Origin of the sequence: Sorangium sp. So ce204, from assembly GCF_051526795.1 — a bacterium.
GTDB lineage: Bacteria > Myxococcota_A > Polyangia > Polyangiales > Polyangiaceae > Sorangium > Sorangium cellulosum_B.
The window spans coordinates 8,056,801-8,069,046 of sequence record NZ_CP150317.1; the positions used below are offsets into that span (position 1 = coordinate 8,056,801).

Genomic DNA, 12,246 nt, shown 5'->3' on the forward strand with positions numbered 1-12,246 from the left:
TCGCTCACGCCTTCACTCCTGTTCCTGCTTCGCGCCGATGCCGTGGCGGCGGAGGTAAGCCCGCACGTGCGCCCGCTCCATGCCCGCGCGCCGCGCCATCTCGCTCACGTTGCCCTTCGCGTCCTCGGACAGGGCGGCGAAGTAGTCGCGCTCGAACCGCGCGAGGACGTCGCGCTTCGCCTCCTGGAACTGGCGGCCCTTCATCGACGCGAACGAGCTGCTGGCCGCGCCGCCGCCGGCGCCCGGGGGGATCGACGGCGAGGAGCTCGGGTGCACCGGCGTCTCGGTGAGGGCGCCGAGGTGCGCCGCGATGTCGATCTCCTCGCCCTCGGCGGCGAGCGCGAACGCGACGGCGACCGCGTTCCGCAGCTCGCGGACGTTGCCCGGCCAGTCGTGCCGCATCAGCCGCTCGAGCGTCATGTTCGAGACGCGCTCGTAGGCGCTCTCGTCGCCGAGATCCTTCAGCATCCGACGGACGAGCACGGGGATGTCCTCCACGCGCTGCCGGAGCGCCGGCAGCTCGATCTTGATCTGCGCGACGCGGAAGTAGAGGTCGCTCCGGAAGTTGCCGCCGTTCACGGCCCGCACGAGGTCGCGGCGCGTCGCCGCGAGCACGCGCACGTCGACCTCGCGGTAGCTCGACCCGCCGACGCTCTTGATGCGGCGCTCGGCGAGCGCGCGGAGGAGCTTCGGCTGCACCTCGAGCGGCAGCTCGCCGAGCTCGTCGAGGAAGATCGTGCCGCCGTCCGCCTCGATGAACGGCGAGAGGCGCTTGTCGACCGCGCCCGTGAACGCGCCGCGCTCGTGGCCGAACAGCGTCGCCTCGGCCAGGGTCGGCGGGATCGAGCCGCAGTCCACGACGACGAACGGCTTCTTCGAGCGGGCGCTCGCCAGGTGCAGCGCCTGCGCGACGAGCTCCTTGCCCGTGCCGGTCTCGCCCGTGATGAGCACCGTGAGGTCGGTCGGCGCCATCTTGGAGAGGCGCTCGAAGATGGCCCGCATCCCGGGGCTGCTCGCCACGAGCGGGCCGAACGACGGGATCGCCGAGACCGTGATGCGCTCGGGCCGCAGGGGCTCGAACTGGATCTCGGTCTCGCCGAGCCGCAGCTTCGTGCTCGTGAGCAGGTAGATGTCGCCGACCCGCACGCCGCCGACGAAGGTCCCGTTCCGGCTGTCGAGATCGCGCACGCGGACGCCCTGCTCCGTGGCGACGAACTCGGCGTGCACCGCGCTGACCTTGGCGTCGTCGAGGACCAGCTGGCAGGCGGCGTTGCGGCCCACGATGACGGGATCGGTGCCGATCTCGATCCATCCGCCGCCGCGCGCGGCCGACGATTTCGTGAGGCGGATGCGCCCGCCGCGCACCTCGACCCGGTTCTTCGTGCCTACCGTCGCGTCGAGCAACTCAGTGCCTCTCTGTCTTGCGGCGCGAAGGCGGACCCTCCGGCCGGGGAATCTCTGCGCCCCCGCCCCTGCTCGGCGGTGGCGGCGGCGCGCCCGCGCCCGCCCTGCTCGGCGGTGGCGGCGGCGCGCCTGCGCCCGCCCTGCTCGGCGGTGGCGGCGGCGCACCCGCCCTGCTCGGCGGCGCAGGCGGCGCGCCCGCGCCCGCCCTGCTCGGCGGTGGCGGCGGCGCACCCGCCCTGCTCGGCGGCGCAGGCGGCGCGCCCGCGCCCGCTCTGCTCGGCGGTGGCGGCGGCGCGCCCGCGCCCGCCCTGCTCGGCGGTGGCGGTGGCGCCCCTGCGCCCGCCCTGCTCGGCGGTGGCGGCGGCGCGCCCGCGCCCGCCCTGCTCGGCGGTGGCGGTGGCGCCCCTGCGCCCGCCCTGCTCGGCGGCGCAGGCGGCGCGCCCACGCCGGTCCTGCTCGGCGACGCCGGCGGCGCGGCGGCCCGGCTCGGGGGCGGCGGGGGCACCGTGCTCCCGGCCCTGCTCGGCGGCGGCGGGGGCACCGTGCTGGCCCTGGGAGGGGCGAGCGAAGCAGGGGGCGGCGAGCTGTGGCCGGCGTCGCTGAAGCCGCCGTTCTCCGTCATCGTCGGGGGGCCGTCGACGACCGTGGGGTTGTCTTCCAGGAACGCGTCGGGCAGCTCGGAGGGATACCTGCTCCGCTGCGTGCGGCGCGTCGCGCGCGTGATGTTCGCCGGCTGGATGGCCCGCCAGCTCGACAGCGCCTCTCCCGCGGAGCCGAAGCGCCCTTCGCGCCGGCGATCGAGCGCCCGCTCGAGGAAGCGCTCGATGCCCACCGGCCATTTCTCGCCGGTCGCCTCGGCGAGCGACGGCGCCGGGCGGTCGAGCTTCATCGCGACGAGCACCGCGGCGTTCGCCCCCTCGAACGGCAGCCGCCCGGACAGCGACCGGAAGGCCACCGCGCCGACCGCGTAGATGTCGGCCCGCTCGTCGGCCCGCGCGGCGCCCCGCACCTGCTCCGGCGCCATGTACGCGAACGACCCCAGCGTCGCGTCGAAGGCGGTGAGCGTGGGCTCTTCCTTCTCGCGCCGCGTGAGCTTCGAGATGCCGAAATCGAGGATCTTCGCGCGCTCGCGCCGGTCGGGCAGGCCGAGGTGCTCGAGGTAGATGTTGCCCGGCTTCAGATCGCGGTGGATGACGCCCGCGGCGTGCGCCGCCACGAGCCCCTGGAGCACGTCGTCGATGATCGGGCCGACCTCGCTGAACGGCAGGTACTGCTCGCGCTTCAGCCGATCCGCCAGCGACTCGCCGTCGAGCTGCTCGAACACGAGCAGGTGCTCGCCCTCGTCCGTCTGGCCGACCTCGAGCAGCTGGCAGACGTACGGGCTCTGGATGGCCGAGGCGATCTTCGCCTCGCGGTCGAAGCGCCGCACGAGATCCGGCTTCATCGCGGCGCGCGCGAGCAGGACCTTGATGGCGACCTGCTGATTGTCCGATTCCCGTGTTGCTGCCCAGACTTCGCCCATGCCGCCCCGCCCGAGCAGGCGGGAGACACGGTAGCCAGCAACGACGTCGCCCGGGTGGATCGCCACGTAACCTGGATCGGGACCGTACCACCGCGATTCTCGAACGGGTGAGAAAAAAGCGAGCGTCCGGGGAAACGCGGTGATTCCGGGAGCGAGCGGAACCGATCGCGGAACGCGGCTCGCCGCGCGCGTTGCGGCTCGCGGCGCGTGTTGCGGGCTCACGGCGTGACAGCGCGCCGGTGCGATCGGAGCACGAACCCAACGAAGGGGACGCCATGGTTTGGGGGACCACTCGGGGGACCACTCGGGGGACCACTCGGAGGACCACTCGGAGGACCACGGCGAGCCGCGCGCCCTCGATGGTGGCGGCCGCAGGCCGCAGGCCGTGGGCCGCGGCCCGCGGCGCGGAATCCCGGAAAGAATCCGAGGGACGCGGCACTAGCCCGACGCGACATGATTCTGTAGGCTCGCCGCGCCATGCCGCGCACAGCCGAGGATGTCGAAACCTACCTCCTGCAGCTCGATCGCCGGTTCGAGAACGACGCCGGTACCTACCTCGTCTCGGGGGGTCCGGACACGCCGCCGATCGCGATCCGCATCGACCCGCCGATCGTGGCGGTGCGGGTCTCGATCGGCCCCGTCCCCGGGGACGACGCACACCAGACCAGGCTCTTCCGCCGCCTGCTCGAGTACAACGCGACGGATCTGATGCATGCTTCGTATGGGATCGAGGCGGGCACCGTCGTCCTGTCGGCGGCGCTGGAGCTCGAGAACCTCGACATGAACGAGCTCGAGGCGATCCTGAGCGACATCGATCTCGCGCTCGCCCGCCACGTCCCCGTGCTGCACGATCTCGCGCTCAGCTGAGCAGACCCGCCGCGCCTTTCGACCCTGCGCACCCCGAGAGTTGGAGCTGATCTATGGGAATTTTCGCGCGCCTTGCGACCCTCATCAAGTCGAACCTGAACGACCTCATCAGCCGCTCGGAGGACCCCGAGAAGATGCTGAACCAGGTCGTCATCGACATGGCAAACCAGCTGATCGAGGCGAAGAAGCAGGTCGCCGTCTCGATCGCCGACGAGAAGCGGCTGGCCAAGCAGGCCGAGCAGGAGGCCGCCAACGCCGCGGAGTGGGAGCGCAGGGCGATGCTCGCGATCAAGGCGGGCGACGACGCGCTGGCCAAGGAGGCCCTGAACCGCAAGAAGGAGCACGACCAGCTCGCCACCTCCTACAAGGACCAGTGGCAGAAGCAGAAGCAGGCCGTCGACCAGCTGAAGACGGCGCTGCGCCTCCTGAACAACAAGATCGAGGAGGCGAAGCGCAAGAAGAACGTGCTCATCGCCCGGAAGAAGCGGGCCGAGGCGCAGAAGGCCATCCAGGAGACGATGAGCGGCCTGAACAACGCCTCCGCCTTCGAGACGTTCGACCGGATGTCGAACAAGATCGACCAGATCGAGGCCGAGGCCGAGGCCGCCGGGGAGATCGCCGAGCAGTACACGGGCGACACGCTGGCGCACAAGTTCGGGCAGCTCGAGGCGACGGCGGGCGCGGACGACGAGCTTCTCGCGCTCAAGCGGAAGATGGGCGTGCTCCCGCCCGAGCCGCCGCCCGCCGCGGCGCCGCCGCCGCAGGTGCGCGTGGCCGGCGCGGGCGGCGCGCCGGCCGCCGCGCCCCAGGCCGAGCAGGACGAGCTCGCGGCGGCGCTCGCGGAGCTCGAAGCCGAAGAACAACGTGAACAAGCCAGGATGAAGCGCTAGAGCACGCCCGCCCATGAGCCAAGCCGCCACGGCGCTCCGCCCGGCCGGACCGAACGCCCCTCCCTCCGCTCCCATCCCTGTCCACGCCGAAGAGGTCGGCGCCTTCCTCGATCGCGTCGGGGTCAGCTCGTCCGGCGGGCTCTCCGACGCCGAGGCGCAGCGACGCCTCGAGGAGCACGGCAAGAACCGCCTGCCCGAGACGAAGAAGAAGAGCGCGCTCGTCCGCATCCTCGAGCAGTTCGCGAACCCGCTCGTGCTCACGCTCCTCGCCGCGGCGGCGATCGCCGTGGTCGTCGGCTTCACGGCCGACCAGGACGCGAGCTTCCTCCACCGGTTCGGCGACGCGATCGCGATCCTGCTCATCGTGATCCTGAACGCCTTCCTCGGCTACTACCAGGAGCGGCGCGCGGAGGCGGCCCTGGAGGCCCTCCAGAAGCTCAGCGCGCCGAACGCGCGCGTGCGCCGCGGCGGCAAGACCGTGATCATCGCGGCCGAGGACGTCGCGCCCGGCGACATCCTCGAGCTCGAGGCGGGCGACTCGATCCCGGCCGACGCGCGGCTCGTGCAGACGATCAGCTTCGCGACCGAGGAGGCGGCGCTGACGGGCGAGAGCGCGGCCGCGGTCAAGGACGCGCTCGCCCCGGTGGCGCGCGACGCGCCGCTCGGCGACCGGGTCACGATGGTCTTCACGGGCACGAGCGTCGTGCGCGGCAAGGGGCGCGCGGTGGTGACCGCGACCGGCGTGAGCACCGAGCTCGGCCGGATCGGCGAGATGATCCGCTCGGTCGGCGAGCAGAAGACGCCCCTCGAGGAGCGGCTCGATCGCTTCGGCGCGGTGATCCTGCGGGTGTGCCTGGCCCTCTCCGCGGTGCTGCTCGGCTGGGGGTTCATCCGGGGCGGACGGCCGTGGCACGAGCTCCTGCTCGAGGGCGTGAGCCTCGCCGTGGCCGCCATCCCCGAGGGGCTGCCCGCGATCACGACGATCACGCTCGCGCTGGGGATGCAGCGCATGGCGCGGCGCGGGGCGATCGTGCGCAAGCTGCCCGCGGTCGAGACGCTCGGCGCCGCGACGATCATCGCGTCGGACAAGACGGGCACGCTCACCCAGAACGAGATGACCGTGCGCAACGTGTACGCGGGCGGCCGCCGCTACACGGTGACCGGCGAGGGGTACAACCCGGAGGGCGCGCTGCGGGACGAGCACGGCGCGGAGGTCGTGGAGCACTCGGCGCCCCTCACGTACCTGTTCGCGACGGTCGCGCTCTGCAACAACGCGTCGCTCGACGAGGACCACGCGACGGGCCGCTGGAACATCGTCGGCGATCCGACCGAGGGGGCGCTGCTGACGCTGGCCGCGAAGGGCAACTACTCGCGCGAGTCGGTGGCGCCGTCGCACGCGTTCGTGCACGAGCTGCCGTTCGACAGCGACCGCAAGCGCATGACGGTGATCACGCGGGACGAGCGCGGCCGCGAGATCGCGCACGTGAAGGGGAGCGTCGACGTGCTCCTGCCGCTCTGCGTGAAGTTCGCCGACGACAAGGGCGTGCGCGCGCTGTCCGAGGACGACCGCGTCGCGATCGTCGCCGAGGCCGATCGCATGAGCGCGGCCGCGCTGCGCGTGCTCGCGATCTGCCGCCGGGTGCGGGTCAGCCGCGACGAGGACGACGTCGAGCGCGAGCTCACGTTCCTCGGCCTGGTCGGGATGATGGACCCGCCGCGGCAGGGGGTGAAGGAGGCGGTGGCCGAGTGCCGCCGCGCCGGCATCCGCGCCGTCATGATCACCGGCGACCACCGGCTCACCGCGACGGCGATCGCCAAGGAGATCGGGCTCTGGGACGAGGGCGACGAGGCGCTCAGCGGCGCGGAGCTCGCGGTGATGAGCGACGAGGAGCTCGGGCGGCGGATCATGCACCTGCGCGTCTTCGCCCGGACGACGGCGGAGCAGAAGCTCCGGCTCGTGCGGGCGTTCAAGGCGCACGGCCACATCGTGGCGATGACGGGCGACGGCGTGAACGACGCGCCCGCGCTCCGGGAGGCGCACATCGGCGTGGCGATGGGGCGCGGGGGCACCGACGTGGCGCGGCAGGCGGCGGACCTCGTGCTGGCGGACGACAACTTCGCGACCATCGTCGAGGCGGTGCGCGAGGGGCGCGCCATCTACCGCAACATCCAGAAGTTCATCTTCTTCCTCCTCTCGTCGAACATGGGCCTGCTCGTGGCCGTGTTCGTCGTCTCGTTCTTCGGCAAGTGGCCGCCGCTGACGCCGCTCATGATCCTCTGGATCAACCTCGTCACGAACGGCCTGCCCGCGCTCGCGCTCGGCATCGATCCGCCGGATCCGCAGCTCATGTCGGAGGCGCCGCGGCCGCGCGACGAGGGCCTGCTCATCAAGCGCGACTACCTCGGCATCCTGTACGTCGGCGCGATCATGGGGCTCGCCGCCGTCGCGCTCTACGCGACGTCGGACCAGACCGAGGACGCGCTGCTGCGCACGCGCGCCGTCGCCTTCTCGCTGCTGGCGCTGTCGCCGCTCTTCCACGCCTGGAGCTGCCGTAGCCCGGTCATCTCGCTCTTCGCGTCGAAGCCGCTCATCAGCCTCCCGCTCCTCCTGGCGGTCGCGGCGAGCGCGGCGATCCACCTGATCGCGCTGCTCGTGCCCGCGCTGCGCCCGGTCTTCCGCACGTACGCGATGTCGTCGGACGAGTGGATGCTCCTGCTCGTCCTCTCGGCGCTCATCGTCCCGGCCGTCGAGATCGCAAAGCTCGTGTACCGCCGGATCCGCCCCGAAGGCGCCGGCCCCGCCCGCCTCACGCCCGCCTCCAAGCCCCACGGATGACCGCCGGGTGAGGGCCTCGGCGCCGCCGAGCTCCCTCGCCTGCCAGACGGCCGCCTCGCGGCGTCCAGGGAGCCGCGTCGGGTAGGCGACGTCGGCGACGCGGAGCGATCCGGAAAGAAAGTGCTCGTGGTAAGAACAAGCGGGCGCGGAGAGGCGTCCAAACCCGAGCTTATGAGACGTAAATCACACCACCTCCGTGCGCCGGGGGCCCATGCCTCCGGCTCCCGCGTCGCCGCGCTCGCGCCGGTCGCGCTGGCGGCGCTGACCGCCGCCGCCCCCTCCCCTGCCCTCGCCGCCGGCGCGCCGATCGCGGCGCCGCTCGTCGAGTCGAAATGGCTCAAGCTCGACGGGATCCCGAAGGAGTGGCCGGTGGCGTTCACCTCCCTCGGCCTCAAGGTCAAGGGCAAGCCCAGCAAGGCCGATCTGGCCGCGCAGGTGGCCATCGCCTACGACGACGCGCGGATCTACGTGGCGGCCGACGTGACCGACGACGCGCTGCGAGGCGGCGCCGATCACGTGAAGGTCGTGATCGGGTTCCCGGGCGGAAGGGTCCAGGAGGTCGCGCTCTACCCGGGACAGCCGGGCAAGACGGCCGGCAGCGTCAAGGTCCCGGGCGGCAAGGCGGTGGCCGGGGCGAGGGTCATCGAGGCCCCCCGGAGCGGCGGGTACACCCTGGAGGCGAGCGTCCCCTGGACGGCGTTCCCCGAGGCGGCGACGACCCGGGTCGGGCTGCGGGCGGGGCTCTTCGTCCACGACGACGACGGCGGAGGGGTCGACGCCGTCGTCGGCAACGCCGCCTCGGAGGCATACGGGTCGCTGTCGCCGCTCGTGACCGAGCCGGAGCTCGCGCTGGCCGACGGCCTCCTCCGGAGCAAGGGCATCCAGGGCCGCGCGCGCTACGACCTCGTCGCCGACGTGGCCGGCGATGCGATGCGGGAGCGGGTGCTCGTCCACGAGCGGTTCCTGATCGTCCTCGGCCCCGGGTTCCGGAAGGGCGCGCAGTACTACTTCGAGGACCTCGGGGTCGACGCCAAGGACGGGATGGTGCCGTCGCTCACGGCGCGCGACCTGACGGGCGACGGCCAGGCTGAGCTCATCCTGCGGAAGCGCTCCGGCAGCAGCGCGAAGTACCGCGAGGTGATCCACGTGCTCCAGTTCGGCGCCGGCGACACGCCGAGGCCGATCTTCCAGCACGAGATCGCGATCGCGACGGACAAGGGATCGGTCGTCAACGACGTCGACTTCGTGGCGGACGGCGAGAAGATGGCGATCCGCGTGGAGCCGGGCAAGGCGACCCGGTACGACGCGAGCAACTACGCGGAGGGGGTCGAGACGACGTACGACCCGCTGCTCTTGCCGTGGGGGTCGATCAAGTCGCAGCTCTACAAGCTGACGGGCGGGGTGTTCACCAAGGCGAGCGAGCAGCGGCAGGCGGGCGTCGCGGGGCCGCGCCCGGCGCCGGCGAGGGCCGAGGAGGCGCGGGCCGCGCCGAAGCCGGCCGGCCTCTCGCCGGCCGAGATGCTCGACAAGGTGTACGCCCTCTACCGGCGCGACCGGAGCGCCTCGTCGAGCAAGCCGCGGTTCGACCTCGGCGCCGACGTGGCCGGCGGCAAGGAGCCCGAGCGAGTGCTGCTGCACGACCGCGACATCGTCGTGTTCGGCAAGGGGTTCCGGGGCGGCGCGGGGTACGCGTTCATGACGCTCGCGCAGTTCGCGTCCCCGGCCGACATCCGCTCGGTGCGCGCGCTCGATCTCACCGGCGACGGCAAGGCGGAGATCATCGTCCACGGCACCGTCCGCGCGGCCGCGCCCAAGGAGGCGGGCGGCGGGACCGTGGACCGCGACGTCGTGCAGATCTTCCGGGTCGAGGGCGAGAGCATCCAGCGGATCTTCGCGGCCGAGGTCGCGCGCAGCATCGGCGACAAGAAGATCGCCGGCGAGCTCAAGTTCGTTCGCGTGGGCGACAAGATGGGGATCGAGCTCGCCCCGGGGAAGGCCGTCGAGTGGACGGAGCAGACATACCCCTTCAACCAGGACAAGGCGCCCGTCGGCGGCTTCGAGCCGCTGCTGCTGCCGTGGGGCGGCGCGCAGCCGGCGCGGTACGTCTGGAACGGGTCGACTTTCGCCAAGTAGGCGGGAAGAGGGCGGCGCGATGTGCGACGCCAGAAACTCTGGGGCTCACCGCGAGTCACGTCACAGAGGCGGAGCATGGACGACCTTGGCCATCTCCTTCTCGGTCATTCTCTCGGCCTTTTTGCGTCTTCGCGTCTTTGCGCCTTGGCGTTGAAATCCGAAATTCTCGACGACGTCAGCTGCAGACGCGATGATGCCCCAGCGAGCCGACGAGCTGCGGATTGACGCCCTCCGTCAACGTGACTTCATGGCCAGCTGGTCATGAGTCTGCGCGACGGACCTGCGCTCACTTCTCCAGAGAATGTCCAGGCGCAGATCCGCACCCGGCTCGGCCGCCCGCTCTGGGCCAGATCCCGCGCGTCCGCGCATCACCGACGGCTCGCCTCGCCCTGTTCGTCTCGTTCGGCGTTCGCTTCAGCAGCGCCCCTGCCGCCGCGGCCGCCGGCGCGCCATGGGGTTCACGGGTGCTGCCCTGCGCGCCTGTGCGGCGAGCTCGTCGCAGGCGCGGTTCAGGTAGGCCTGGACGCTGTTGCCCGCCTGATGGCCCATCACCCACCGTAGTTCGAGGCCGATCCCACGCTCCTTGACGAGGCCCAGGATCTTCGCCCGCAAGCGCATCGCGCCTGGCCACCGCTTCTGCGTGCGCGGCCTCACGTCGTCGGTCGTCAGGAGGTGAATCGCCGGCTGGCAGTCCGTCCGCACGACGACGCCGCGCACCCGCTCTCCCCATGTGTGGCATGAGAGGAAGATGCCAGCGAAAACGGCCGCCAGCTCGGCCTCCAGCGAGCTCTTCACGTAGCCCGGGCAGGCTCCACGACGGACGAGGCGCCCTTCCGCGCAGCGGCCCCATACAGCCCAGCCTGCGCCGGAATGACTGAACGATGCATCGGTGTAGCACGTGACCCAGAACCTCGATGTGGATGAGGTGAGTGGTCGTCCGGACACCTCCGCGTGCATGAACCGCATCGATGGCCGCGTCAAGCGCGCCACGATCAGGCCCCTGCGAGGCAGCGGCCACGCCGCGCCTCGGAGCAGGCTCCCGAGGCCATCCACCATGGAACCTGGCTGTCCAGCTCATCCCGCGGGCCCGGGCCCCGTGCTGGCCGACGTACGCCTCGCGGAGCGCCTCGAGCTCTTCTCGAAGAGGCGCGGCTGGCGTTCCCGATCAGGCCCCAGGATACTTCATGGCGGCGGGCGTCATCGGGCTCTCCTCGGCGCTGACCCGGGAGTCGCCAGATCAGCGGGCGCGCGATCGCCGCTCTCCCGGTACGGCCCGGCGGGGTTGTGCTCCACGTCGAGGATCTCCCAGCGGTAGTAGCTGAAATTCCCGCTCTCGAGCTTCCACAGGACCTCACCTCGGCTCGGAACCTCGATACCCCGGAACGTGCGCCAGTCCGAGCACGACACGGACCAGGGCGTGAGCTTCGCGCCCGCGCCGCCGCCGAGATAACGCTCTGCCTGAAGCCCGACCATGCGCCCCCGAGGATCGAACGTGAACACCGCCGATGCCACCTTCCCCGCGTGGCGCATCGTCGCCTTGGCGCTCGTCGCGTCGATCGACTCCCACGCGATGTAGGGGCTCAGCGCCGCTGACGGGAACCAGACGATCTCGCCCAGAAAGCGCAGCATGGCGCCCTGGTCGATCTTCTCGTCGGCCGCGTCGACGATGTTGACGAGCGACGCCGCCTTGATGAGCATCTGGCCCTTGCCGGCGGCGTACTTGTCGCGGCCCTCGATCGGGAGGATGCCCATCATCTTCGTGGTGACCTTCCAGACGAACGCAGGCTCGCCGACGGAGAAGTTCTGCTCGGCCTCCACGGACATCCACGCGGCGTCAGGGCTGGTCCGGAGCTCGCCGCGCTGTTTCAGCCGGACCGTCTGAGCCCTTTCCCGGCCGACGACGCCCGAGGCCTCCAGCCAGGTGCGCACCGGCGCGGGCAGGCGCTCGATCTCGGAGGGGTCGACGCTGGAAGCGTACGGCTCCGCGGGACGCGCGAGCAGCGCCTGGACCGCCGAATCGACCTCATGGCGGAAGCGTGCGTGTGCGGCTGCGGACACGATAGGAAAGAGAACGAGCACGTTGACGAGGGTCCCGAACTTCGCCTGGGGCCACGCGAGGACGATGAGGCCCTGGGACAGGAGCACGCCGAAGAGCGCCAGCGCCCACCACGCGTCGCGCCGCAGGACGCAGAGCGCTGCCGCCGCGAGCAGCACGAGCAGCGCCGCGAGCCAGAGCAGGGCGAAGATCCGAGCGCCCGTGGGAGAGAGGGGCACGAGCGTGTGATCGCTCGGCTGACCGGCGGCCGCGAGCTTCGACCACGCGCGGTATCCGATGAGGTGAATCGCGCCGTGGAGCGCGATCAGGAGGGCCAATCCGAGCCGCATGACGTGTCTCTTTCCCGGAGTCGCCTGCTGCGCCCAGCCGTCGATTGGTCGCCAGAAGCCGACTCCGTCTCTCACGTGCTCTTTTTCATTTGCATTTGCAGCCCGCGTGCCAAACCGGGAGCTACGCCGAGGGCGCGGTCGATTCGCGCGGAACCGAGCGCCGAGAAGCGCAGCCCGGCCGTCGTCCACGCAGATCTTGCGCGCCCCGT

The 12,246-nt window shown here is 71.7% G+C and carries 8 protein-coding genes; 4 read left to right on the forward strand and 4 right to left on the reverse strand.

Translation table 11 applies throughout. The annotated features are described in order from the left end of the window. Positions 1-12 precede the first annotated feature (12 nt). Both WMF22_RS29825 and WMF22_RS29830 read right to left on the reverse strand, forming a co-directional pair. A complete protein-coding gene (locus WMF22_RS29825) occupies positions 13-1,404 on the reverse strand; it encodes a sigma 54-interacting transcriptional regulator (protein WP_012238100.1) in 1,392 nt (463 codons plus the stop codon). Position 1,405: 1 nt separating this feature from the next. Continuing rightward, positions 1,406-2,992 carry a serine/threonine-protein kinase gene (locus WMF22_RS29830; RefSeq protein ID WP_438031981.1) on the reverse strand — a complete coding sequence of 529 codons (1,587 nt, stop codon included), beginning with the start codon at positions 2,990-2,992 and terminating at the stop codon, positions 1,406-1,408. A 411-nt stretch (positions 2,993-3,403) separates the two neighbouring features. Here WMF22_RS29830 and WMF22_RS29835 point away from each other — a divergent pair, with 411 nt between their 5' ends. From WMF22_RS29835 to WMF22_RS29850, 4 genes are all read left to right on the forward strand, one after another. Further along, entirely contained in the window at positions 3,404-3,793 is a 390-nt protein-coding gene (locus WMF22_RS29835) for a hypothetical protein (protein ID WP_437293408.1), read from the forward strand. 53 nt (positions 3,794-3,846) lie between these two features. Beyond that, the gene (locus WMF22_RS29840) at positions 3,847-4,683 is read left to right on the forward strand and encodes a PspA/IM30 family protein (RefSeq protein ID WP_012238103.1); all 837 of its coding nucleotides are present in this window, start codon (positions 3,847-3,849) and stop codon (positions 4,681-4,683) included. 13 nt (positions 4,684-4,696) lie between these two features. Then, the gene (locus WMF22_RS29845) at positions 4,697-7,519 is read left to right on the forward strand and encodes a cation-translocating P-type ATPase (protein WP_437293409.1); all 2,823 of its coding nucleotides are present in this window, start codon (positions 4,697-4,699) and stop codon (positions 7,517-7,519) included. Positions 7,520-7,690: 171 nt separating this feature from the next. Then, positions 7,691-9,652: a hypothetical protein gene (locus WMF22_RS29850; RefSeq protein WP_438031982.1), complete on the forward strand. Its 1,962-nt coding sequence runs from the start codon at positions 7,691-7,693 to the stop codon at positions 9,650-9,652. Between the two features lie 414 nt (positions 9,653-10,066). Here WMF22_RS29850 and WMF22_RS29855 read toward each other — a convergent pair whose 3' ends face one another. After that, a complete protein-coding gene (locus tag WMF22_RS29855) occupies positions 10,067-10,708 on the reverse strand; it encodes an RNase H family protein (RefSeq protein ID WP_438031983.1) in 642 nt (213 codons plus the stop codon). A 141-nt stretch (positions 10,709-10,849) separates the two neighbouring features. Beyond that, entirely contained in the window at positions 10,850-12,037 is a 1,188-nt protein-coding gene (locus WMF22_RS29860; RefSeq protein WP_438031984.1) for a DUF6544 family protein, read from the reverse strand. Between the last annotated feature and the right edge of the window lie 209 nt (positions 12,038-12,246).